The following is a 24,441-nucleotide window of genomic DNA, read 5'->3' as shown; positions in this document are numbered from 1 at the left end:
GAAAGCTTGCATAATCGCAAAACTTCTAGACGTCTGCAATGCTAAATGGATCTATGTTATGAAAAACCTGCTGGCGCTTAGCCTAAAAACTGTACAAGGCGAGCTGTATGTTTTGGATCAAACGCTGTTACCACATCAGCAACACTGGGTACACTGTACTACCGTAATGCAAATGGTAACGCTGATTCAGCGCTTACAGCTGCGTGGTGCGCCGGCTATTGGTATTGGTGCCAGCCTATTGCTGGCATATCGGGCAACTCAAGGTGATAGCCGCGAGCAACTGCTGCAAGCCGCTGAAATACTCCGCGCGGCAAGGCCTACTGCCGTAAATTTAATGAATAATCTTGATGCGATGATACGTGCTTTACAGCAAGCGGATTTTGCCGATGCCGCCGTGGCGTGTGCCGAAGCCTTATTTGCCGAAGATGTGGCGCTGTGCCAACGTATGGCCGAGCATGGTGCTGCCTTAGTGCAGCCCAAAGAGCGGTTATTAACCCATTGTAATACCGGCGGCTTAGCAACAGCGGGTGTTGGGACGGCCTTGGGGGTGATTAGCTTGGCGCAGCAACAGGGTAAAACGATTCAGCTTTGGGTAGATGAAACCCGGCCACTCCTGCAAGGCGGCCGCTTAACCGCCTGGGAGTGCCAGCAATTGGGTATTCCTTTTCAGCTTATTTGCGACAATATGGCTGGCATGTTAATGGCGCGTGGCGAGGTGGATCGCCTCTTTGTTGGCGCTGATCGTATAGCCGCTAACGGCGATTTTGCCAATAAGGTGGGCACGTATAGTCTGGCTGTGCTGGCGCATTATCATAATATCCCATTTTATGTGGTTGCCCCGCATACCACCATCGATTTAAGTTGCCCAGATGGTAGCGCCATTCCGATTGAACAGCGCGCCGCCGACGAAGTGCGCGGCGTAAGAGGTGCCTTTGGTCAAACCCTTTGGGCACCCGAGCAAGCCCCAGTCTTTAACCCGGCGTTTGATGTAACGCCTGCCTGCTTAGTGAGTGGCTGGGTGCTGGATACTGGGGTGTATAGCCAAGCAGATATTCAAACTGGGATATTGCAGCAGTTTGCCAGCAAGTCGCAACAGGCAATGGTTTAGTCATTATTGATTGCGCGCTTTTTGTCGCGCAGCAAGCTGACAATCGAGTGTCTAACGAGTGTCTAAAAACTTTGACACCCCCAACTTGCTTTGCAAAGATAAGGTATCTTTTATTTAGCCGATACAATTCTAATGCGCGTTAACCTAAACTTGCTTAAGATCTCAACCTTCACTGCGCTGTTACTGTTTTTGACTGCGGCGCATGCAATACCAAGCGATAACAATGCTACTGATCAAGGCATTACCTATTCCCACGTTAAGCAACAGAAGCTTGCGGCAACGCAACAGCCAATTCCTTTAACAGTACTTTATGTCCCTGCTGAAGGCTTTGCGTATGTTAACCCGCAAGGGCAGCTAACCGGGGTTAGCGTAGAAATTATGCAAGACTTCGCCGCTTGGCTTAAGCAACAACATCAGCTGGCGGTACAGCTAAACTTTGTGAGTGAACCCAATTGGCAACAGTTTTATCAGCGTATTGTGCACGCGCGAGGTGGTGTGTTTGGGTTAGGTAATGTCACTATTACGGAGTTGCGTAAACAAGAGCTGGCCTTCTCACCGCCTTATTTGCATAACATCGCTGCACTTATTACCCATCAGGATATAGCGCCGTTATCAGAGTGGCAGGCACTGCCTGAGCAGTTTGCGACGCTAAAGCCGCTTGCCTTTAGCGGCACCTTGCATCAACAGCGGATCAACCGCTTGCGCGATCAATACCAGCCTAATGCTGAAGTGCAGCAGGTAAACAGCAATCCTGATGTATTGGCCAAGGTCGCCAGTGGTCAATATTATGCCTATGTGGATGCTTACAATTACTGGCGCGCCCGTGAGGCCGGTATGCCACTTCGTGATCATCCTATCGCTGCAGAGGGCGGCGAAACCTTTGGCTTTATTATGCCGCACAGTAATGATTGGGCGGGCTTGCTAGAGGGGTTCTTTGCTGCAGACAGCGGCTATTTGCACAGCCCGCGTTATCAGCAAATTTTAACAGAGCAATTAGGGGATGAACTCGCGCAATTGTTACTGAGTCAGCAACAACAGTAGTGGCGGTTTAAACTGCTTCAAAATGTGTCAATACGCATTGTTTGCTTAAACTTAGTGGCTTTTTGTTCGGAAAAAACGTTTGCAACAGCCCATATAGTTGTTCGCAGCGTCATGATTTTTAGACAAAAAAATGCCCGATTTATTCAATCGGGCTAAGACAAGGTAGACAGGTAAGGGTAGGTTACACCCTTCAACAACTTTAACCGCTGTGTCCGAATCTCGAACACGGGTTAACTATAAGCCGTACCAATCAGCTATACAAACGATAAAAAAACACCTAACAAGTGAAAAAAATTCACCTGTAATAATGGAACTTTTGTCATAAAGATATTGGTTGTTTTAGCGCACTTTAGAAACGGTGTGCTGCTCTGGTAATCGTTATGCCACGGGAGGTAAAGCGAAATCTGAGCTATTGAAGCTTTGCAGGATCCAGTCTATCAGCAGTTTAATTTCTGGCCGCTCGGAATCGGCATCATGTTGCACCAGATAATAGCGATCGCGGCTTAGTAATTCTTGCTCAAACAACTTTACCAAAGAACCACTACTAAACCAGGCATGGCTAATCGGCATGGGGATAAGTGCTACGCCTAATCCCTGCTGGGCCGCGCGGGCTACGCTAAACATACTGTCAAGTTGCATAATTTGTTTGGGGTGAAATTGATGAAAGCCAACGCGTTCGGCCCATTGATGCCAGGCAGTTGGGCGGGCTTGATGCAGGATAAGCGGGGTTTTTTCTAAAATGCGATAGCCTTTACCATGCAGTTTTTGAAATAACGCTGGGTTACAGGCGGGTAAATAGCTGATAGGGAACAAATCATACACCGCGCCCTCAACCGGTTTTTTGCCGGATAAGATCACCGAAACATCGGTATACTTGGGGCTTTCGCGGCGAGACTTTACCGTTTCCAGCTTGATATTGATATTAGGATATTGCTCAGACCAACCGCGTAAGCGCGGGACAAACAGCTCGCTGGCAAAAAACTCTGGCATCGAGATGCTCACTTCCAGCACGCGTTCAACCTGGCTAAACTGATTAATGGTTTGGCTCAGTTGTTCTAATAAAGGCTTAATTTCCAGGTAAAACTGCTTGCCGGTTTCGGTTAGTTCAATGGCACGGGTTTTCCGCTCAAATAGGCTAAGGTTTAGGTTATCTTCTAATTGTTTAATTTGATGGCTAACTGCAGACGGCGTTAGATAAAGCTGTTTCGCGGTTTCTTTAAAACTAAGGCATTCAGCGGCCACACAGAAACAACGTAAGCCACGTAGCGGGGTTTGCAACGACATTCAATCTTACCTGCAATTAGCATCCAATCAGAGTATAAGCGTAAAGTATGACAAATTTAATGCAAGAGCTGAACCATTATATAAAAATAGCGTTGATAAAGGCAGTGCGTACGGAGTTTAGTGCGGTTTAACAGGGGCTGCACAGCATAAATGCAGCCCGCGTAGTGTTTAGTTTAATAACGGAAACTGACGTGCGAGGGTGCTGCCTGTAAAGTGCGCCACCCAACCTTGTGGATTGTTAAAAAAGCGGATAGCCGTAAAATCGGGCGACGAGCCCATATCAAACCAATGTGGGGTATTGGCGGGGACACTGATAAGATCGTGTTGCTTACAGAGGACTTGATACACTTTGTCGCCTAAATGCAGGCAAAATAAGCCTTGGCCGCGCACAAAAAACCGTACTTCATCTTCGGTGTGAATATGTTCATCTAAAAACTTCTGCCGTAAGGCGGCTTTGTCTGGATGATCTGGGCTTAACGAAATCACATCAACCGCAACATAGCCTTCTTGTTGCTGTAAACGCGCAATCGCATCGGCGTAGGCAGTTAGTACCTGTTCGGTGCTGCTGTGCGCATCGATGGCTGCCGTAGCGCGCCATTGTTCAAAACGAATACCATGTTGTTGCAAGTGTGCGGCAATGTCTGTCACGTCTTCGGTCACAAACAGCGGCTCAGTAGGTTGGTGTAGTGCAAAGATATGTAATGAGCTCATGGATCAGACCTCTATTTGATAAAAGTCATGGGCGGTAGGGTGATCGCTCGGTGCTTGCTGTTCACGAATTAATTGCACTGTTGCGATGCCTAGTGCTCTGGCAGGATCTAATTCGGCGATCACATCGGATAAAAACAAGACTTGGTTAGGCGGTAGCTGCAATTGTTGTAAAATAGCGGCATAGCTAGACAATTCACGCTTGGCGCCAATACGAGTATCAAAATACCCACTGAGCAAAGGCGTTAAATCGCCAGCATCACTATAGTGAAATAATAATTGCTGCGCAGCGACCGATCCCGAACTATAAATATACAGATTAATGCCTTGCGCATGCCATGCTTGTAATTGCGCAATAACGTCGGGATAAAGATGGCCCGTAAAGTGGCCCTGCTGGTAACCGGCACGCCACACCATGCCTTGAAGGCTTTTTAACGGGGTAATTTTTTGATCTGCATCCAACCAGCTGATTAGGGCGTTAATGCATTGCTCAACATCCGCATCGGGTGCCTGTAATTGTTGGCGCACGGCAGCCAGTTCCTGCGCTACTTCGGGAAGCTGTTGCTGGCTGCGCACAAAGTCGGGTAGATGCTGCCGGGCATACGGAAACAGCACGTCGGTAACAAAACTGATGCGGCTGGTGGTGCCTTCGATGTCGGTAATAATAGCGGAATACTTCACGGCTTTCCTGTTAACTTAAGGTACTCTAGTTCGCAGTTTATAAGAAATTCCCACCCTTCTAAATGCCTTTTTGCTTGCTCCAGGCTATGCCCCCATACATAAAGGCCGTGACCTCGTACGAGCAACCCAAAATGCAAAGGCTGTTGGTACCAACGTTGTTGCACCTGTTGCGCTAACGCCGAAATATCTTGGGTGTTCTCAAAAATGGTCAAGGGTAAAGCCTGTTCGTGGCTATTAATGCCACTAATGGCTTTTTGCATTTCGTAACCGATAAACGCATGCTGTGGCGCAGTGATGATCCTAGAAAACACGGTGGCGCTAACGGAATGGGTATGCAGCACGACTTTGATCGCGGGATCTAATTGATATAGCTGAGCATGCAAGGCCGTTTCTGCCGAGGGGGTACCTAATGGGCTAGTTAATTGCGCACCTTGCCACGATACAGGCAATAAATCTTGTGGGCTTAGCTCGCCTTTATCTTTGCCAGAGGCGGTAACGAGCGCCATATTGTCACCTTGGCGAATTGAAAAGTTGCCACCAGTTGCCGGTACCCAATGACGACTCGCTATCCAGCGACCTAAGCTACACAAGGCAATAGCATTGGGATTGAGTTGTTGTACATGTGCGGTGCTATTCATAGTGTGTTGTTATCACCCTAGTTTAAAACAGTGACTTATTACAGTAATGTCTGTGTTAACGCGTGTGTTATGGCTGTTGGTATTGATTTGATTGCTAAACGTTTGAACGTTTAGATGTCTATACTTGAAACCTGCCAAATGATAGCATTGATGTCAATTTTCGCAACGTTTTCTGCCATTATGTCGATAATCTCCAAGTTACCTGCGGTAGGTACCACCATTTTTAGTCAGATGTCGCAGCTTGCAGCCAGCCATGATGCGATTAATTTATCTCAGGGTTTCCCCGATTTTCCTGCCGATGCCAGTTTGCTGGCCAATTTGGCACGGTATAGCCAGGCAGGATTTAATCAATACGCGCCAATGCCCGGGGTGATGGTATTGCGTGAACAAATTGCTGCGTTAACAGCACGCTGTTATCAACGACAGCTGTGTGCTGCAGAGGAGATCACGGTGACGTCGGGGGCTACCGAAGCGTTATTTGTGGCGATTCAGATGTTAGTGCAGCCGGGTGATGAGGTTATCCTTTTTGATCCGGCTTATGATAGTTATGCCCCAGCCATCCAACTCGCTGGCGGTAAGTCTGTGCATATACGTTTAGATGCACCGCAGTATCGGGTGAACTGGCAACAGGTGGCGGCTGCTATAACCGCGCGAACACGCGTAATTATTGTTAATAGCCCCCATAATCCCACGGGGATGGTATTTAGCCAGGCCGATTGGTTGGCGTTGGAACAATTGGTTTGCCAACATAATTTATACTGCATTAGTGATGAAGTGTATGAGCATATGGTATTTGATGCACAGCCACAGCGCAGTGCGCATTGTTTTGCGGCGCTAGCCGCGCGCAGTGTTATTGTCTCCTCGTTTGGCAAGACTTTTCATGTTACGGGGTGGAAACTAGGGTATGCCATTGCACCCGCGGCGTTAACTGCTGAGTTTCGGAAAATCCATCAATATGTTACCTTCGCCAGTTTTACGCCGGCGCAGTATGCTATTGCTGAGATGTTGCAGCAGCATCCGGAACAGGTGACCAATCTTGGACAGTTTTATCAGCAAAAGCGCGATGTTTTTGCCCAGGCGCTTGCCGACAGTCGTTTTCAGTTATTGCCTTGTCAAGGTACCTATTTTCAGTTAGTAGATTATTCGGCGATAGCGCCAACACTGTCTGACAGTGCTTTTTGTCAATGGTTAACCATTGAACACAAGGTTGCGGCTATTCCACTTTCGGTATTTTATCAGCAAGGCTCTGACGCGCGTATCGTCCGCTTGTGTTTTGCGAAACAACACGCCACCTTGCATGCAGCGGCGGAGCGCTTATGTCAACTTTAAGGGTTGCCGTAATCCAAACGCATTTGGTATGGCAAGATTGCCAAGCGAATTTGCAGCAATTAACTGAACAATTAGCCGCACTTAAGCCAGTTGATTTAGTGGTGTTGCCTGAAATGTTTGCCAGCGGTTTTAGTATGGCCAGTGCCGAGATTGCCGAAACTGAGCCCGGCCCTGCCTTATCGTGGTTAATTGAGCAGGCTAAACGCCTTCAGGCCGCCATAACAGGTTCGTTGGCGGTAAAAACTGCGGAAGGTACTTACGTAAACCGCTTGTATTTTGTGCAGCCAGATGGCCAGATCCAGCATTACGATAAACGACATTTGTTTCGGATGGCCGGCGAGCATAAGGCATATCAAGCCGGTAGTGAGCGGGTAATTGTGCTTTTTCGGGGCTGTCGGTTATTACTACAAGTATGTTACGACTTACGTTTTCCAGTTTTTAGTCGCAATTGTACAGATTATGATGCCATAGTATATGTGGCGAATTGGCCTGCGGTGCGCAGCAGAGCCTGGTGGCTACTGTTGCAAGCTCGCGCAATCGAGAATCAGGCCTTTGTATTTGGCTGTAACCGCGTAGGAGAAGACGGGAAGGGAATATCCTATGCGGGTGACAGTTTAATTGTGGATTACTTGGGGCAACCTTTAGCTGAGTTGGCGCCGTCGGAGCATGGTGTGCTTTATGCTGAGGCCGATTTAGCCGCGCTTGCTACATTTCGACAGCAGTTTCCAGCACATCTAGACGCGGATCATTTTAGGTTAGGCATGCACTAAGCCACCTGTTTTGGGGCAACATGCTGGTGATACCATGATTATCGCGCTTGCTACTATTATGATGACTGTTTTTTTCTTAACCTCGGCCGGCTTTTGCCGGCTTGATTTTTGGAGCAAGTTATGTCGCGCAGTGCGCCGACCGCAGTGATTTTTAGCGGTTTTTTTATTTTAGGTAATTTAATTATTTTATGGGGTTTGCTATTACCCGATATGGCGGCTGCATTAGGGATGTCGGCGACAATTAGCGGCTTGTTCTTTAGTTTAATGTCTGTCGGTACCATTATTGGTGCTATTTTAGGCGGTAAGTACGCACAGAAATTTCATTTTTTGCGGTTATTTGGCGCGCTCGCCCTGTGCGAAGTTGTTTTACTATTACTGCTGTCGATCATTCCTTCTTGGTATTTGTTGCTGCCACTGATTATTTTGGTGGGTATGACCTATTCCATTATGTTCACCATTGGTCATACATTAATTGCGCGGCTATTTGCCAATAAGCGCGCAGCAATGATGGGCTTAATGGATTTTATGTTTAGCTTAGGCACCTTGGCCGCACCCCTCTGGGTGGTGGCACTGTTTTGGGTGTTGGATGATTGGCGCTGGCCAGTCCGGATTATTGCTGTGGGTTTATTGGTGGTGGGGCTATACAGTTGGCAGGTGGCAAAAGCACATCCTGTGCTGGGGCTCAGTGTGAGTACTCAGGGACAAAGTTTGTCTTACGCGGCCATTTTACGCCAACCGTTGTTTATGCTGTTATTGCTGGTGATGATTGGCTACGGGGCCGCAGAGTGGGGCCATGGAAACTGGTTTGTGAGCTATGCTGTCGATGGGCTAGGATTGGCGTCTGAGCAAGCTCGCTTATTATTAGCGTGGTTTACGGGGGGCATGGTACTCAGCCGTTTAGGGTTTGCCTTGCTGTTGCGCTGGGTCAGTGCAGGGGTATTAATGCTGATGTTAGGTGCCTTAGCGCTAACAGGCGCTTTATGCATTGTATTTAGCCCTAGCGTAACATTGTTAATGTTAGGCAATTTGCTGCTGGGCTTAGGGGTAGGTGGGTTGTTTCCATTAATGCTAGCAACCGTTATGGATATTGATAGTGATAATGGTCCAGTATTGTCGGGGGTGGCCAGTATTGGTAGCTCGATTGGTTTTCAATTTGCCGGTTTAGCCACAGGATTATGGGCGCAACAGGCGGGAATTTTGCAAGCCTATTGGCTGGTGCCGCTGGCGTGTGGCTGGTTATTGCTGATGATTGTATTATTTTATCAAAGACTACGCCGCTTAGCGGCGTGAAAGCTTGACCGCCAAGCAAAACAAGGCAAAACTGTATGCCCATTAGCAATAGAGACTTTTGCCTTGACAACAATTAATTGGGCAGCCCTACAAGCGGCTGCTAAAGATGCTGCAGCGCAAGCCTATGCGCCCTATAGTCAATTTCCGGTAGGCGTAGCAGTACTGGCTGAAAATGGCCAAATTTTTACCGGTTGTAATGTTGAAAACGCCTCTTATGGCGGTACAGTGTGTGCCGAGCGAAACGCTATCGCTGCTGCTGTTGTAGCGGGGCAACGAAAATTTCACGCCGTGATGGTGTACACCCCACAAGAAAAACTGACGCCGCCTTGCGGTATTTGTCGTCAGGTCATTGCTGAGTTTTTTCTCCCTGACAGCCCTATTGCCAGTTGTAATCATCTTGGACAACAGCAAAGCTGGACATTACAGCAATTATTACCCGATGCCTTTACCCCGACCTATTTGGCGGCTAGCAATAAAATGAAGCAGGAATAAATAACACTATGGCAATTCCACAGGAAATTATTAAAAGCAAACGGAACGGTAACGCGTTAACAGAGGCCGAAATTAAGCAGTTTGTGCAGGGCTTAACCGATGATAGCTTCAGCGACAGCCAAGCTGCTGCGCTGGCTATGTCTATTTATTTAAATGGTATGTCAGTACCAGAAACCGTGGCCTTAACGCTGGCGATGCGCGATTCAGGCACCGTATTAAACTGGCAAGGTAAGCTGCATGGCCCGGTTGTGGATAAACATAGCACGGGGGGGGTAGGTGACAAGGTGACCTTAATGTTGGCCCCCATGGTGGCAGCATGCGGCGCTTATATGCCAAGCATTGCTGGTCGCGGCTTAGGACATACCGGCGGTACGGTAGATAAATTAGAAGCGATCCCTGGTTACAGTTGCACCCAATCGTTGAGCCGTATTCAACAATTGTTACCCGAATTAGGCTGTGTCATTGTGGGGCAAAGTAGCGAGTTAGCACCCGCTGATCGCCGTTTATACGGGATTCGTGATGTGACGGCGACGGTTGAGTCAATTCCGTTAATCACCGCTTCAATCTTATCGAAAAAGCTCTCAGAGGGCCTCGATGCGTTAGTGATGGATGTCAAAGTTGGCAACGGCGCGATTATGGCAACCGCTAACGATGCGCAGGCGTTGGCGAACAGCATTGTTAATACGGCAAGCGGTGCAGGCGTAGCGACGCGCGCGCTGATTACCGATATGAACCAAATTTTGGGTACGACTGCCGGTAATGCGCTTGAAGTGATTGAAACATTGGATTACTTGACTGGTAAATACCGCGAGCCGCGCTTGCATCAACTGACATTGGAACTGGGTGCTAATATGTTGCTGTTAGGCAAATTATACCAAGACAAAGCGTCGGCTATTGCAGCGTTAGAGCAGAGTTTAAGCTCGGGTAAGGCGGCAGATATTTTTGCTAAAATGGTTGCGGCTATGGGTGGACCAACCGATTTACTGGAACGACCAACCCAGTATTTGGCTGCAGCACCAGTAGTTATGCCTATTTTAGCGCCACAAAGTGGAGAGCTGCACTATACTAATACCGTAGGTTTAGGCATGGCAGTGGTAAGATTAGGTGGTGGGCGCTCACATCCGGCGCAGCAAATTGATCCGGCTGTAGGGTTTAGTGCTATTGTGCCAGCAGGTACTGCGGTAACCGCAGGTCAACCGTTGGCAATGGTTCATGCTGCGTCTGTTGCCGCAGCAACACAAGCTACCCAAGAATACTTAGCAGCTTGCCGTTTTGAGGCCGATAACCTCATGCCTTTAGTCCATCAACAAATAGGCTAATCAAAACATCTTTAATGCGTTTATGTAGCAGCAAATCGGTGAATAAACAGACTTTTCCGGTGTCGGGTAAGTGGTCAGAAAAGGAGTTCATGTGTGTAAACGGATCACCTTGCTGCTAGCAGCATTATTGTTATCAGCCGCAAACGACGTTCTTGCCCAACAGCAAAAGGTGGTGTGGTTGCAAACAGATTGGGCGCCACACCAAATTGTTGATGGGCCACTGGCGGGTCAGGGAACCTTTGATGTATTACAAACGCGTTTAAGTCGTTTATTGCCGCACTATCAGCACGAAATACAATTAACCAGTCTAGGACGTATTGAGCCGCTTCTTCTAAGTACCCACATAACGGTATGTGTGATTGGCAGCTCATTTACCGAGCAGCGCGCTACTACACGCTATTATTCGCTACCAATCGCTATTGGCTCAGGGTTTGCCATAAATTATGTGGCAGGTAGCAAGGTTGCAGCCATTGTGGGTGATCAACAGTATATTGATTTAACCAAAATCGCATTCAATCAGCAGCTATTGGGGGCTTATCAACCCAATCGATATTATCCTGATGTCATATCTTCGGTAATTCAGCACCCAGAAGCCACCTTGTTGGCGAATGAATTTAGCAGTGGGCTGAATGTTGCCGCGTTATTAACCTCAGGTAGGTTGGATTACGTGATTGAGTATCCCGAACGCATTCAATTTTTTCAGCGTGCGATTACAACCGCCCCGACGATTGTCAGTACGGCTATTTCGGGTACTGAGTTTTTTTCTTTAAGGTATGTAACTTGCAATAAAACGACGTTAGGCGAGCGGGTAATTAACGATATTAATCAGCTACTACCGGCGTTATGGCAAGCGGATGATTACGCAGAAGTGTTATTTTCTTGGCTAGATCAACAGGCTCGTGCGCTGTTAATGCCGAAATTTGAAGAGGTTCGCCAAGATATGGCGAAAAAAAACCGGCCTTAAGGCCGGTTCAGTTTTAAGATGATTTTTGTCGTTTCATGGCATCGAAGAATTCATCGTTCGTTTTAGTCATGGACAATTTATCGATTAAAAATTCCATGCAATCTGTTTCATCCATCGGATGCAGAATACGACGCAGGATCCACATTTTTTGTAGCTCTTCTGGTGAGGCTAATAGCTCTTCACGACGGGTACCTGAGCGGTTAAAGTCGATTGCGGGGAATACCCGACGCTCAGCTATTTTCCGCGACAGATGCAGCTCCATGTTACCCGTGCCTTTAAACTCTTCGTAAATAACCTCGTCCATTTTTGAACCGGTATCTACTAGAGCGGTAGCAATAATCGTTAAGCTACCCCCTTCTTCAACATTACGCGCAGCACCAAAAAAACGTTTTGGTTTGTGTAGTGCGTTAGCATCGACACCACCGGTTAATACCTTGCCAGAACTAGGAATTACGGTGTTGTAGGCGCGCGCTAGGCGTGTAATGGAATCTAATAAAATAATAACGTCTTTTTTGTGTTCAACCAAACGTTTGGCTTTTTCAATGACCATTTCTGCCACTTGTACATGGCGGCTGGCCGGCTCATCAAAGGTAGAGGCGACAACTTCGCCTTTGACTAAGCGCTGCATTTCAGTCACTTCTTCTGGCCGCTCATCGATAAGCAATACCATCAGTACGCATTCCGGATGGTTAGCCGCGATAGATTGAGCAATGTTTTGCAGTAAAATAGTTTTACCGGCTTTGGGCGGCGCAACGATTAAGCCACGCTGACCTCGCCCAATAGGTGAAGCTAAGTCTAATACGCGTGCAGTAATGTCTTCGCGGCTGCCATTACCTCGCTCCATACGCAAACGTGAGTTGGCATGCAGCGGCGTTAAGTTTTCAAATAAAATCTTGTTACGGGCATGTTCAGGTTTGCCAAAGTTAACTTCGCTCACTTTTAACAAGGCAAAGTAACGCTCACCTTCTTTTGGTGGCCGGATTAACCCTGAGATGCTATCACCCGTACGCAGATTAAAACGGCGAATTTGGCTGGGTGATACGTAAATATCGTCTGGACCCGCTAAATAAGAACTGTCTGAGGAGCGCAGAAAGCCGAAGCCGTCTTGTAAAATTTCTAGCACGCCGTCGCCGTAAATTTCTTCACCGTTTTTGGCATGGGCTTTAAGAATGGCGAAAATAATGTCTTGCTTGCGCAAACGGGCCATGTTTTCTTGGCCCATAGACTCAGCTAACTCAACCAGCTCGCTAATTGGCTTCAGTTTCAGTTCTGTTAAATGCATATTTGATGGATTCTTGTTGGTAAAAACAGAGTAAATGCTTATCAGCTCGATAAAAAAATGGGATAGAAGTTGGTTTTTTCGACAGACAAGCGTGGTTAAAGAATTTTGCTGCTACACACAATAGCAGCTGCGTCAACGTACGTCCAGCAGACAATGAAAAAAGGCGTACAAAAATACGCCTTATTTCAGTTTAGATGTTGGCATCTAAAAATTGTTTAAGCTGTGTTTTAGACAGGGCGCCTACTTTAGTTGCCGCAACCTGGCCATTTTTAAACAGTAATAACGTGGGAATACCACGAATACCGAATTTAGGCGGTGTATTAGGGTTTTGGTCAATATTTACTTTGGCAACAGTCACTTTGCCTGCGTATTCAGCAGCAACATCGTCCAGAATTGGCGCGATCATTTTACAAGGCCCACACCATTCTGCCCAAAAGTCTACCAGTACCGGGACTTCTGCTTTTACCACGTCAGTTTCAAAACTGTCGTCAGAAACCTGTAAAATATGTTCGCTCATCTATTTCTCCGTTAAGGCTGTGCAGTTACACTGCTAAAATATGTTATCAATTTAATCGCGGCTGTTTCTTATTGCAAGCGTAACAGTTATGCTAGGCAGGTATGAATAAAACACACTTAACATCGCATAAATTCGCCGATTTCGCATTGGCGCCACAGGTTCTTGACGCGCTAAACGCTCAAGGTTATAGCTATTGTACGCCAATTCAAGCGCAATGTTTACCCCTTGCTTTAGCAGGTAAAGATATTGCCGGTCAGGCGCAAACAGGGACAGGTAAAACGTTGGCGTTTTTAACCGCCACCTTTCATCACCTGTTAACCCATGAACCTAAAGGTTCTGGTCAACCTCGTGCCATTATTATGGCTCCTACGCGAGAGCTGGCTGTTCAGATCCATAACGACGCCGTTATCTTGGCACAAAAATCAAATCTGCGCCTTGGTTTGATTTATGGGGGCGAGGGTTACGATTCTCAACGCCAATTGTTGGAGCAGGGTGTTGATATTTTAATTGGCACCACGGGTCGCTTAATTGATTATCTAAAGCAAGGCTTGTTTGAATTGTCGCAAATCCAAGTGGTTGTGCTAGATGAAGCCGATCGCATGTTTGATTTAGGCTTCATCAAAGACATTCGTTTTATGTTTAATCGGATGCCGCCAGTAACGGAACGGTTGAGCTTATTATTTTCGGCCACCTTGTCTTACAAAGTGCAAGAGCTGGCTTTTGAGAAAATGAATCAGCCCGTGCATATCCACATTGCGCCAGAGGAAATGACAGGTAGCCGGATCAGTGAAGAACTGTTCTATCCTGCTCATGAGCACAAAATGCCTTTGTTATTAACCCTGCTCGAAGAAGAGTGGCCAGACAAAGCAATTGTTTTTGCCAATACGAAACATGCCTGTGAAGATGTGTATCATTGGTTAGATACCGATGGCCACCGTGTAGGTTTATTAACCGGCGACGTGATTCAGAAAAAACGCCTGAAAATTTTAGATGATTTTACTACCGGTAAGCTAGATATTTTAGTGGCTACCGATGTCGCAGCACGTGGCCTTCACATACCAAAAGTAAGCCATGTCTTTAATTATGATTTACCCGACGATTGTGAAGATTATGTGCATCGTATTGGTCGTACGGGGCGAGCTGGCGAAAGTGGTAAAGCCATAAGTTTTGCCTGCGAGCGCTATGCTTTAAATCTCACGGCAATTGAAGAGTATATCCGGCATCCTATTGCAGTGACGCAGTACGACGCTGAGGCATTGCTCACCGATCTCACTCCACCCAAACCACGCGTTAGGCGTCGTCCTGGTCAAGCTAGAACGGGTTCAGGTGGTAGAAGTAACAACGGGCGCACTAACAATGGCTCACGATCTCCGCGCAGCCGCCCTCGCTAGCACGCAGCAAGGCAGCGATTTAGCTGCGCTGGCTAACTCACCGCATAGCGATATCTATGCGGTGATTGATCTTGGCTCCAACAGTTTTCACATGCTAATGGTGAAGGTAGTTGGCGGCTCAGTGCAAGTTATTGGCCGAGTGAAGCGCAAAGTGCGTTTAGCCGCTGGGTTAAATGACAATCTTGTGTTAAGCCACAAAGCCATGAAGCGCGGCTGGGAATGTTTGGCGCTGTTTGCTGAGCGTTTACAAGACATTCCCCCACAAAACATTCGTATAGTTGGTACCGCGACCTTGCGCTTGGCGCAAAACGTTAAAACCTTTCTGCAAGAAGCCGAAGCGATTCTTGGGCAAAAAGTCCAAGTGATCAGCGGTGAAGATGAAGCCCGGATAATCTACTTGGGCGTGGCACATACCTCAAATAGCGATAGCAATCGTCTGGTCATTGATATTGGCGGCGCCAGTACTGAAGTGGTAATAGGTCAGGGGTTCACGCCAAAACTGTTAAGCAGTTTAAATATGGGCTGTGTGACCTTTCTGGAACGTTTCTTTAGTGATCAACAATTAAGCGAAGAAAACTTTCATGCGGCTATTGCTGCCGCAGAAGTGGCGATTAAGCCTATGCAGCAGCAATTTATTGCCGAAGGGTGGCAAATTGCCGTGGGGGCGTCAGGCACGGTTCAAGCGATGCAAGAAATTCTAGTTGCTCAAGGTAAAGACGAAGTAATTACCTTGCAGCGCTTAGAAGATATTATGCAGCAAGCGATGGCGTGTGGCCCGGTTGAGCAGTTGAATATTTCAGGGCTCGCGCAAGAGCGTAAACAAGTTTTTGCTTCAGGGTTGGCGATCTTGATTGCGTTATTCCGACAATTGAATATTCAGGGCATGACCCTATCTGGCGGCGCACTAAGAGAGGGTGTGCTATACAGCATGTTACCGCAGCTGCAAGATACTAATGTGCGTAATCGTACCGTTAATAGCTTAATGGTACGTTATTTCATTGATCAACAACATGCTGAACGTGTTGCCGAGATGGCGACAGAGCTTGCAGAGCAGTTGCAAAGCCGCTGGGATTTACAACGCTTTGAAGGCCACAGTATGTTGCGCTCTGGCGCCTTATTACATGAGTTAGGCTTATTGATTGAATATAAAAACCATCATCACCATGGTGCCTATATTATTAATCATTCAGATTTACCTGGCTTTACGCGTGCGCAACAACAGTTAGTCATGGCGCTGGTACATAATCATCGTGCCGACATTACCCGTGAAGTGATTGCCCGCCAAACAATGACCTCAGTATTGTTAACGGTGCGACTAACGCGTATTTTGCGTTTAGCCGTTATTTTATCCATGCGGCGTCGGCATGAAGCCTTACCGCAAGTAAATATTAGTGCAAAGGCCGAATCACTTACTTTGCACATGCCCGCAGGTTGGTTAGATCAACATCCGTTAATGCGCGCCGAGTTAGAGCAAGAAGTACAGTATCAGCAGCAAGCTGGCTGGGAGTTGTTGATTAGCCAATAACGTGCTGCTGTGCGTACTGGGTTAGCGTTTTAACCAAATGGCAACTTGTTTTGCAAAATACGTTAAGATGCCATCGGCGCCGGCCCGTTTAAAGGCAAGTAGCGATTCCATTACCACAGGCTGTTCGGCTAACCAACCGTTTTGAATCGCCGCCATATGCATAGCGTATTCACCACTAACCTGATAGGCAAAGGTTGGCACGCCAAACTCGTCTTTGACTCGACGAACAATATCTAAATATGGCATGCCCGGCTTGACCATCACCATATCGGCACCTTCTTCCAAATCCATCGCGACCTCATGTAAGGCTTCATCGCTATTGGCGGGATCCATCTGATAATTTTTTTTGTTGCCACCTTTTAAGTTGCCTGCTGAACCCACTGCATCGCGAAAGGGACCATAATAGCTAGACGCGTATTTAGCGGAATACGCCATGATGCGCGTATTCACAAAACCGGCTTCTTCAAGCGCTTCTCGAATGGCACCTATACGGCCATCCATCATGTCAGAAGGCGCTACAATATCCGCCCCTGCTGCGGCATGTGAGAGTGCTTGTTTTACTAACGCTTCGGTTGTGATGTCGTTCAAGACATAGCCTGTATCATCAATAATGCCATCTTGGCCATGGGTAGTGAACGGATCTAATGCTACATCAGTAATAATACCTAGCTCAGGCACATGGGCCTTTAGTAAGGTAACAGCACGTTGTGCTAAGCCTTCAGGATTCCAGGCTTCTTCCGCCATTAACGACTTTTTTTCGATCGGCGTCACCGGAAAGATTGCAATAGCGGGAATACCCAGGACTACCAGTTCTTTGGCTTCTTGTAATAGTAGATCGAGGGTAAGCCGTTCTATGCCCGGCATGGAGGTGATGGTTTCACGTTTATTTTCGCCTTCAATAATAAACATGGGATAAATTAAATCATTTACCGTTAGTTGGTTTTCTGCCATTAACCGCCGACTAAAATCATGTTCACGCATACGGCGCAAGCGGCTGGCCGGAAAATAACGATTAGTGTGCATTTGGAGTATCCTCAAAAGGTAATTGCAGTAAACGACAACTGTTTTGATAGCTTTGTTCGGCCAGGTGATGCACGGTGCGGCCCGTTATGCGGGCTAACTCGACAGCAATAGCGGGTAATAGTGCAGGACTATTATATTTAGGCCGTGGCCGAATGGTTCTTGGGGTTAAATACGGTGCGTCTGTTTCTAAGATAAGCCGATCAGCAGGTATGTAGGCCACGGCGTCTTGCAATGCTTGGCCACGCCGTTCATCACAGAGCCAGCCAGTAATACCAATATATAAGCCTAGATCGAGATACACTTTTAATTGTGTCACATCGCCAGTAAAACAATGGGCGATACCCGCAGGCGGTGGTAGCGCGTTAAGCATGGCAACTTGCGTAGCAAAAGCATCGCGTTCATGTAAATAAACTGGTAAACGATACTGCTGCGCTAAAGTGAGTTGGGCCGCAAAGACGTTTTCTTGTTGCGGCCGTGGTGAGAAATCACGATTAAAGTCTAAGCCACATTCACCAATCGCTAAGACGTGGGGTTGCTCTAGTTGCTGGCGTAGCTGATTTTCCCAGTCTGTCGAAACGTGCGCCGCCTGATGCGGATGCACCCCAGCCGTAGTGTAACAGCCATTATGGTGTTGACAAAACTGACTATTTTTATGGCTTTCAGCAAGATCGCTCGCAATTAACAAGCAGCGCGACACCCCAACCGCTTGTGCTGTGGCAATGATGCTCGCTTCTTGCCCTGCAAATTGTGAGCTAAAAAGATTTACGCCAGTATCAAACCAGCGCATATTAGTTTTCGCGGCTAACTTTTAATGTACGATTATTATTATCGTTACCTAAATAAAATGAGCCGAACATGCCGCGTTTAATGTAATGCCGTTCACCCACGTTTATCATATAGGTACCCGCTGCCGTTTGGCGCCAGACTTGGCCATTATCAAACTCAATGATCATTTCTCTTCGTGGGCTATAACTGATTTTACTAACAATGGCAGATATTTTATCCGCTGTTTCACTTTCTTGTTGTTTGTGTTCACGACCAAACTCACTGGTTGCCGGTTGCTTGGCAATCTGTTGTTCAGCGGCAACAGTTGCTGTTGCCGCAGGTCTGTTTGTCGCGGTATTACCCAGTGTAATTTCATCGTAGCAGACTAAACGTTTTAGGGCATTTTGCTCAGTACGGCATTTTTCTATCGCGGAGTTAACTGCGGTTTGTGCAACAAGAGAGGGGCTGAGAAGCACACTGAAAACGCAGATGCTTAATAGTAAGGTTTTGTTCATTGTTGTTGTTCCTCAGGTGAATCGTCGGTGGTTTTCGGTTCATAAAACCGACTCAGCCACAGACCTACTTCGAATAATAAACACATTGGAATAGCTAATAAAATTTGAGATAACACATCGGGTGGCGTTAAGAGCATACCCAACACAAAAGCCCCCACGATGATATAAGGACGTTTTTCAGCCAACGCTTGTCGGGTAACACTGCCACTCCACACTAACAGTAAAATGGCGATAGGAATTTCGAATGATAAGCCAAATGCGAAAAAGAGTTTAAGGACAAAATCAAGGTAGCTACTGATGTCTGTAGCGATAGTTACGCCCTCAGGTGCGACACTGGTAAAAAAAGCAAAAACAAGTGGAAATACAATAAAGTAGGCGAAGGAAATGCCGGCATAAAACAGTAAAGTACTGCTAAAAACGAGTGGTGCCATTAAGCGTTTTTCTTTGTGGTACAGGGCCGGGGCAATAAATTGCCACATTTGTAATAGCAAATACGGCACCGCAACACAAATGGCCACAATGAACGTTAATTTAAAGGGCGCAAAAAAGGGCGCCGCCACGTCGGTAGCGATCATACTGGCGCCTTCTGGGAGAACCGCCAATAAGGGCTCGGCTAAGAACGCATAGATATCTCGTGCAAAATAGGCCAATGCAATAAAGACCAGCAATACGGCGACAACACAGCGTAACAATCTATTACGCAGTTCAACAAGGTGGCCTAACAGACTATCAGGATCCGGTTTTGTTTTCATTTTTTACAGCGGTCTCACTGAGCGGTTGAGTAGGAATAGCGGTGGGTTTTGCCGCTTCAGGGAGAAGTTGCGCATTCGCGGGTCTTACTGAATTGGCGGCAGCAGTCAATTCGTCAATAGCGGCTTGCTCATCGCTGGTAAGATCCAGCATCCCTTTTGCTTCGGCATCTTTTAACTTTTGATGCAGTTCATGTACTCGAAGATTATCATTTAGCTCGGCCTGCATTTGATTGCCGAACTGCTTAATACTGCGTACTGTTTTCATGGTACTTCGGATAGCACCAGGTAGGCGTTCTGGCCCTAATACGAGTAGAGCAACGACCGCAATTACCAGCAGTTCCCAAAAACCCATAGTTATACTTTATCTTTGTCAGACGTAGTAGGCGTGCTAGGTGTTTGTGCAGCTGCGGCAGGCTGTTCAGCTTGCGGTTTAGCGTGCTCAACCATCTGTGCTGATTTAGGGGAAGTGTTAAAGTCTTCGTCTTGTTTTACTGCATCGTTATCTTTGTCTTCGTCTTTGATGGAATTACGAAAACCTTTGATTGCTGAACCCAGATCAGTACCGATACCACGAAGCTTTTTAGTACCAAATAGCAATACAATGATTGCGAGAATAATAAGTAGATTCCAAATACTAATACCACCAAAACCCATGTTAACTTCCTCGTCTAATTCGTAAAATGTGGTGAGGCAACTTACTCAACTGTGCATTTAGATCAACAACGCTTTTACCGTAAATAAAGCGGCGATTAATCCTAGCGAAGCAGCAAGCCATCCAGTACTTATTGTGAACGCTATACTAGCACTAATCAGACAAGCTGCTGCAAGTATAGCGTGAATTATTTGCTGTTTACTCTGGTGTTGTTGCTGCTGCATTTGCTGCATTTGTAGCAGCAAGGCTTGCTGTTGTCTGGGGCCCTGCTCCAGATAACGATGCAATAGCTCAGGCATCTGCGGCATTTTTTCAGCCCAAAACGGCAGGTTTTCTTTTACCTGACGCCAGATAGCGGGCAAACCCACCTGTTGTTTGACCCAGTTTTCTAAAAAGGGTTTAGCCGTTTTCCATAAATCTAATTGTGGATAGAGCTGTCTGCCTAAGCCTTCAATATAGAGTAAGGTTTTTTGCAGTAAAACCAATTGTGGCTGCACCTGCATTTCAAAACGTCGAGCGGTATTAAATAAGTTTAATAACACATGGCCAAACGAAATTTCAGCCAACGGTTTTTGAAAAATCGGCTCGCATACAGTACGAATGGCGCTTTCAAACTCTTCCACTTTGGTGTGGGCCGGAACCCAGCCTGAATCTAAATGTAATTGTGCTACTTTGCGATAATCACGGTTGAAAAAGGCAACGAAATTTTCGGCTAAATAACGTTTGTCTTCAGCATTTAAGGTGCCGACGATGCCACAATCGATACCGATATACTTAGGATTGTCTGGGTGTTCACGGGCAACAAAAATATTGCCTGGGTGCATATCGGCATGAAAAAAGCTGTCACGAAATACTTGAGTAAAAAAAACCTCTACACCGCGCTTAGCGAGAAGCTCCATATTGGTGCCTTGCGCTTCCAGCGCGGCAATATCTGATACAGGTATGCCATAGATTCGTTCCATTACCATCACGTTATGTCGGCTGTAATCAGCATAGACAAAGGGGATGTAAAGCGAGTCTGAATGCTCAAAGTTGCGACGCAACTGAATGGCATTTGCTGCTTCGCGCTGCAGATCCAGCTCGTCTAAAATGGTCTTGCGATACTCTGCCACCACTTCGCGTGGCCTTAAGCGTTTACCGTCGGGTAAGAATCGGGCTGCCATTACCGCAAGGCTGTCCATGAGGGCTAGGTCTGCTTCGATTTGTTTGCGGATCCCCGGGCGAATTACTTTAATCACCACATCGGCCAAGCTGCCATCCGCTTGCTTTAGTTGTGCCGTATGCACTTGCGCAATGGAGGCGGACGCTAAGGGTTTTTGTGAAAAATGTTCAAAAAGTTCATCGATATTGCCTAATCCCAGTGCTTGCTCAATTAAAGTTTGCGCTTCTGCACCAGGGAATGGCGCAACGTTATCTTGTAGTATTGTGAGCTCATCAACTAACGCTGCCGGTAATAAGTCACGGCGGGTTGAAAGCATTTGCCCAAACTTAATCCAAACGGGGCCAAGACTTTGTAGCGCTAATCGTAAACGTGCACCTAAACTATGCTCTGGATAGCGGTTTTTTAACCAAAAAGCGCTGCGACGGAGTAATTTGGCATACCAAGGTTGCCAATGTGCAGGGATCAGCTCATCTAGCCCGTATTGCAATAATGTTTTTTGGATCTGATAAAACCGGCTAATCCGCACCAGTTACTCCTGAAGTGTGTTGAGCTGGCGGCGCAAGCGTTCAACTTTGGCTTGCAGCTCGCTAAGTTGCTGGCTAAATTGTTCTGTTTCAAGCCGACTGGGGGTAAGAAGCAGTTCGTCTTGGGCTAATTCACGTTGCACCTGAGCAAGCTGGCTGGCTTTAAGCTGAATATAGTGTTGAACTTGCTGCAATGTACGGCTTATTTTGTAAGCCAGCGCATCACCAACATAACCAGCCAACGCATGTTGCCAATCGGGATTGAGCTGTTGTAGGAATTGTGAGAACTGCTGAGCCACCTGGAGATCGCCATCAATCTGTAGTGCGTCGTTTCTAATCAGGCGTGTTAATTGACTGGGATCGCGTAATTGTTTCAGTGTCGCGATGTCAGCGGTGATGCGGCAATCCGTTGGCTCGTCATGTTGATTAAACAACAAGGCGTCTGATGTGGCACTTAACACTAAGGTGAGTTTTACATCGCGTAGGGTAACCGACAATTGCTTACCTTGTAACTTTGCCAACGCAGGCTTTGCGTTAGCATCCATAGCAATAAGTTTACGGCTGAGCTTTTCCGCTACAGCGCATAACAATTGTGGTAACAGCGGTAGCATTAGAATTTGTATCCTCGATGTAATGCGACAATACCACCCGTCAGATTATGATAGGTTACTTCGGCAAAACCCGCCTCTACCATCATCTGTTTAAGCGTCTCTTGGTCTGGGTGCATACGAATAGATTCTGCCAAGTACTGATAACTTTCTTTGTCGTTGGCGATCAGTTGCCCCATAAACGGTAATAATCTGAAGGAATACACATCATAAGCTTTACTTAACCAGTCATGGGTAGGCTTAGAAAACTCGAGTACGAGTAAGCGGCCACCTGGTTTTAGGACTCGAAACATAGAGCGCAGTGCTGCATCTTTGTCGGTAACATTTCTTAAGCCAAACCCTATTGAAATGATATCAAAGCTATTGTCTGTAAAAGGCAATGCTTCAGCATTGGCTTGCACAAATTCAATATTATTTATAATACCCAAATCACGTAATTTATCTCGGCCAACGTTTAGCATGGACTCATTAATATCAGCGAGCACCACCTTGCCTGAAGGGCCTACACGCTTTGAAAATAATGCGGCGATATCACCTGTCCCGCCCGCCAGATCTAAAACCTGTTGTCCTGGTCTTACGCCGCTACAATCGATGGTAAAGCGTTTCCATAGGCGATGGATACCCATCGACATGACGTCATTCATAATGTCGTACTTTGCTGCAACAGAATGAAAGACATCGGCGACCATCGCCACTTTTTGCTCGGCAGGAACCGATTTAAAGCCAAAATGGGTAGTAGGAGAGGTAGGTTCGTTCATAACAGTGCCTGCATAATTTAATAGGCAACTAGTGTAAAAGATTACGCCAGTTGAGCCAACAGCCGTAATCAATCAAGTGGGGAAAATTCCACGTTATTGTGCGGCAAGCATCGTTTCACTTGCGACTTGATTACGACCTCGTTGTTTTGCTAATTGCATGACGGTGGTGGTGCGCGCTAAAAATTGATACCAGTTTTCTGATGCTTGGTATAACGCCACCCCCAATGAAATAGTCACTTTAGGTAAGCTTTTTTTATCGCGAGCTGAAATAAACCGGAGTTTTTCAACACCCTTACGTACTTGCTCGGCAATTTCGGCCGCGGTACGTAAATCAATATCCGGCAGTAACAGTAGGAACTCCTCTCCGCCTGCACGAACTGGCATGCCGCTTTCTTGTACGTAGCTACGTACTTTGCGGGCCACTTTAGACAAAATAATATCGCCAATTGTTTGGCCATAGTCTTGGTTAAATCGACTAAAATGGTCTAAATCAACTGATATAGCGGCAATACGGCGATCGGGTTGTTCGCTTAGCCATAACTCCACTTGATTTTGCATAGCTACGCGATTGTACAGTCCCGTTAGGGGATCTTGAAGGCGTTGTTGCTTTAATTGTTCTAGCTCGTTTCGGAGTTGATGGCTTTGCTGATTAGCGCTAAGCAATTGCTGATTCAGCTGCTGTTGCTGTTTACGATACGATAAGGTGACTTGTTTTAATTCGGCTAAAGCAGGTGGCATTGGTAAAGCATCCTGCTCCAATTTAAACACCGTATGATCAAGTTGATCGATAAAGTTCTCGGTTGCTTCGGCAGCTAAATCGGTATAACCCGATAAGCGGCTGACCATGCCTGATACATCTTGCAGTAACTGCTCTTGCTGTTGTTGCTCGGGGACTAAATAGCGGTTATAGAGCTCTGCCATGATAAAATCGTCAAAGCGTGCTTTGGCAGCAAGCTTCTGTTCTATTGCTTGGCATAGTTCAATATTATTACCGCTTATGTATTCATAGCCTACAGTATAATTAGTAGGATGAGCAGCCAATTGATTGTGCCTTAAAAATGCACCAACCTGGGCGGCTTTATCCATGGCTTGCTGCATCGTATCTTTATACTTCATAGCACGAATCAGAGCTCCGTTAGCGGAAAGCAGTTTATTAACAATTTCTATAGTACGTGATAAAACGTGACTGGCAATATGTTTTAAGAATAATTTCAGAGATATGCTTAAATTTGCCACATTTTCACATGTAACTTAACGCCGCTAGGAAAATGATAGTTAAGCTATTTTTAACATTCTTTGGCCAGCAGACGCGGTCAATACCGTGTTTCGTGCGGCTCTTAACC

At 46.6% G+C, this 24,441-nt stretch carries 26 protein-coding genes; 10 read left to right on the top strand and 16 right to left on the bottom strand.

Translation table 11 applies throughout. From position 1 onward, the window contains the following. Positions 1-58 precede the first annotated feature (58 nt). Positions 59-1,108 (top strand): S-methyl-5-thioribose-1-phosphate isomerase, encoded by a 1,050-nt coding sequence (gene mtnA / locus IE070_RS13420; protein ID WP_189483708.1) that lies wholly within the window; start codon positions 59-61, stop codon positions 1,106-1,108. 132 nt (positions 1,109-1,240) lie between these two features. Continuing rightward, positions 1,241-2,149: a substrate-binding periplasmic protein gene (locus IE070_RS13415; protein ID WP_189483707.1), complete on the top strand. Its 909-nt coding sequence runs from the start codon at positions 1,241-1,243 to the stop codon at positions 2,147-2,149. 378 nt (positions 2,150-2,527) lie between these two features. Here the strand turns inward: IE070_RS13415 and IE070_RS13410 are convergent, their stop codons facing one another. The 4 genes from IE070_RS13410 to IE070_RS13395 all read right to left on the bottom strand — a co-directional run bounded on the left by IE070_RS13410 (position 2,528) and on the right by IE070_RS13395 (position 5,460). Continuing rightward, complete coding sequence (locus IE070_RS13410; RefSeq protein WP_189483706.1) at positions 2,528-3,433, bottom strand: LysR family transcriptional regulator; 906 nt, start codon at positions 3,431-3,433, stop codon at positions 2,528-2,530. A gap of 168 nt (positions 3,434-3,601) precedes the next feature. Continuing rightward, a complete protein-coding gene (locus IE070_RS13405) occupies positions 3,602-4,144 on the bottom strand; it encodes a 1,2-dihydroxy-3-keto-5-methylthiopentene dioxygenase (protein WP_189483705.1) in 543 nt (180 codons plus the stop codon). Positions 4,145-4,147: 3 nt separating this feature from the next. Further along, positions 4,148-4,822 (bottom strand): acireductone synthase, encoded by a 675-nt coding sequence (mtnC, locus tag IE070_RS13400; protein ID WP_189483704.1) that lies wholly within the window; start codon positions 4,820-4,822, stop codon positions 4,148-4,150. Continuing rightward, positions 4,819-5,460, bottom strand: coding sequence for a methylthioribulose 1-phosphate dehydratase (locus IE070_RS13395; RefSeq protein WP_189483703.1), 642 nt, complete (start codon positions 5,458-5,460; stop codon positions 4,819-4,821). Before IE070_RS13395 ends, mtnC begins: the two co-directional genes overlap by 4 nt. A gap of 150 nt (positions 5,461-5,610) precedes the next feature. Between IE070_RS13395 and IE070_RS13390 the strand changes: the two genes are divergently transcribed. The 6 genes from IE070_RS13390 (at position 5,611) to IE070_RS13365 (ending at position 11,624) form a co-directional block, all read left to right on the top strand. Continuing rightward, a complete protein-coding gene (locus tag IE070_RS13390; protein WP_189483702.1) occupies positions 5,611-6,789 on the top strand; it encodes a methionine aminotransferase in 1,179 nt (392 codons plus the stop codon). After that, positions 6,777-7,559, top strand: a complete 783-nt coding sequence (locus IE070_RS13385; RefSeq protein WP_189483701.1) for an amidohydrolase — start codon at positions 6,777-6,779, stop codon at positions 7,557-7,559. Before IE070_RS13390 ends, IE070_RS13385 begins: the two co-directional genes overlap by 13 nt. A 120-nt stretch (positions 7,560-7,679) precedes the next feature. Then, the gene (locus tag IE070_RS13380; protein ID WP_189483700.1) at positions 7,680-8,849 is read left to right on the top strand and encodes an MFS transporter; all 1,170 of its coding nucleotides are present in this window, start codon (positions 7,680-7,682) and stop codon (positions 8,847-8,849) included. 63 nt (positions 8,850-8,912) lie between these two features. Further along, positions 8,913-9,341 (top strand): cytidine deaminase, encoded by a 429-nt coding sequence (locus IE070_RS13375; protein WP_189483699.1) that lies wholly within the window; start codon positions 8,913-8,915, stop codon positions 9,339-9,341. 8 nt (positions 9,342-9,349) lie between these two features. Then, complete coding sequence (gene deoA / locus IE070_RS13370) at positions 9,350-10,660, top strand: thymidine phosphorylase (RefSeq protein WP_189483698.1); 1,311 nt, start codon at positions 9,350-9,352, stop codon at positions 10,658-10,660. Positions 10,661-10,751: 91 nt separating this feature from the next. Continuing rightward, a complete protein-coding gene (locus IE070_RS13365; RefSeq protein ID WP_229797067.1) occupies positions 10,752-11,624 on the top strand; it encodes a hypothetical protein in 873 nt (290 codons plus the stop codon). A gap of 13 nt (positions 11,625-11,637) precedes the next feature. On the opposite strand, the gene rho is transcribed toward IE070_RS13365, so the two are convergent. Together rho and trxA are read right to left on the bottom strand one after the other, a co-directional pair. Continuing rightward, positions 11,638-12,906 carry a transcription termination factor Rho gene (rho, locus tag IE070_RS13360; protein WP_189483697.1) on the bottom strand — a complete coding sequence of 423 codons (1,269 nt, stop codon included), beginning with the start codon at positions 12,904-12,906 and terminating at the stop codon, positions 11,638-11,640. Positions 12,907-13,096: 190 nt separating this feature from the next. Then, positions 13,097-13,423 carry a thioredoxin TrxA gene (trxA, locus tag IE070_RS13355; RefSeq protein WP_189483696.1) on the bottom strand — a complete coding sequence of 109 codons (327 nt, stop codon included), beginning with the start codon at positions 13,421-13,423 and terminating at the stop codon, positions 13,097-13,099. A gap of 101 nt (positions 13,424-13,524) precedes the next feature. On the opposite strand from trxA, the gene rhlB reads away from it, so the two are divergent. Both rhlB and gppA read left to right on the top strand, forming a co-directional pair. Then, entirely contained in the window at positions 13,525-14,814 is a 1,290-nt protein-coding gene (rhlB, locus tag IE070_RS13350) for an ATP-dependent RNA helicase RhlB (protein ID WP_189483695.1), read from the top strand. Continuing rightward, positions 14,780-16,339: a guanosine-5'-triphosphate,3'-diphosphate diphosphatase gene (gene gppA, locus IE070_RS13345; protein WP_189483694.1), complete on the top strand. Its 1,560-nt coding sequence runs from the start codon at positions 14,780-14,782 to the stop codon at positions 16,337-16,339. Before rhlB ends, gppA begins: the two co-directional genes overlap by 35 nt. A 21-nt stretch (positions 16,340-16,360) precedes the next feature. Here the strand turns inward: gppA and hemB are convergent, their stop codons facing one another. The 10 genes from hemB to IE070_RS13295 all read right to left on the bottom strand — a co-directional run bounded on the left by hemB (position 16,361) and on the right by IE070_RS13295 (position 24,214). After that, positions 16,361-17,362, bottom strand: a complete 1,002-nt coding sequence (gene hemB / locus IE070_RS13340; protein ID WP_189483693.1) for a porphobilinogen synthase — start codon at positions 17,360-17,362, stop codon at positions 16,361-16,363. Then, complete coding sequence (locus IE070_RS13335; RefSeq protein ID WP_189483692.1) at positions 17,352-18,149, bottom strand: TatD family hydrolase; 798 nt, start codon at positions 18,147-18,149, stop codon at positions 17,352-17,354. Before IE070_RS13335 ends, hemB begins: the two co-directional genes overlap by 11 nt. A gap of 1 nt (position 18,150) precedes the next feature. Further along, positions 18,151-18,642: a hypothetical protein gene (locus IE070_RS13330; protein WP_189483691.1), complete on the bottom strand. Its 492-nt coding sequence runs from the start codon at positions 18,640-18,642 to the stop codon at positions 18,151-18,153. Beyond that, complete coding sequence (gene tatC / locus IE070_RS13325; RefSeq protein WP_189483690.1) at positions 18,639-19,394, bottom strand: twin-arginine translocase subunit TatC; 756 nt, start codon at positions 19,392-19,394, stop codon at positions 18,639-18,641. Before tatC ends, IE070_RS13330 begins: the two co-directional genes overlap by 4 nt. Continuing rightward, positions 19,372-19,746 carry a Sec-independent protein translocase protein TatB gene (gene tatB / locus IE070_RS13320; protein ID WP_189483689.1) on the bottom strand — a complete coding sequence of 125 codons (375 nt, stop codon included), beginning with the start codon at positions 19,744-19,746 and terminating at the stop codon, positions 19,372-19,374. The genes tatC and tatB overlap by 23 nt, the downstream gene beginning before the upstream one ends. Positions 19,747-19,748: 2 nt before the next feature. Then, a complete protein-coding gene (tatA, locus tag IE070_RS13315) occupies positions 19,749-20,048 on the bottom strand; it encodes a twin-arginine translocase TatA/TatE family subunit (RefSeq protein WP_189483688.1) in 300 nt (99 codons plus the stop codon). A gap of 57 nt (positions 20,049-20,105) precedes the next feature. Beyond that, entirely contained in the window at positions 20,106-21,734 is a 1,629-nt protein-coding gene (gene ubiB, locus IE070_RS13310) for a ubiquinone biosynthesis regulatory protein kinase UbiB (RefSeq protein WP_189483687.1), read from the bottom strand. Positions 21,735-21,737: 3 nt separating this feature from the next. After that, entirely contained in the window at positions 21,738-22,343 is a 606-nt protein-coding gene (locus tag IE070_RS13305; protein ID WP_189483686.1) for a ubiquinone biosynthesis accessory factor UbiJ, read from the bottom strand. Then, positions 22,343-23,098 carry a bifunctional demethylmenaquinone methyltransferase/2-methoxy-6-polyprenyl-1,4-benzoquinol methylase UbiE gene (gene ubiE, locus IE070_RS13300; RefSeq protein ID WP_189483685.1) on the bottom strand — a complete coding sequence of 252 codons (756 nt, stop codon included), beginning with the start codon at positions 23,096-23,098 and terminating at the stop codon, positions 22,343-22,345. The genes IE070_RS13305 and ubiE overlap by 1 nt, the downstream gene beginning before the upstream one ends. Positions 23,099-23,191: 93 nt before the next feature. Then, positions 23,192-24,214, bottom strand: coding sequence for a GGDEF domain-containing protein (locus tag IE070_RS13295; protein ID WP_189483684.1), 1,023 nt, complete (start codon positions 24,212-24,214; stop codon positions 23,192-23,194). Between the last annotated feature and the right edge of the window lie 227 nt (positions 24,215-24,441).

This window comes from Alishewanella tabrizica, assembly GCF_014652375.1.
In the GTDB taxonomy this organism is placed as follows: domain Bacteria; phylum Pseudomonadota; class Gammaproteobacteria; order Enterobacterales; family Alteromonadaceae; genus Alishewanella; species Alishewanella tabrizica.
The sequence above is the reverse complement of the archived record's forward strand: the minus strand, read 5'-3'. Positions and strand labels throughout refer to the sequence as shown.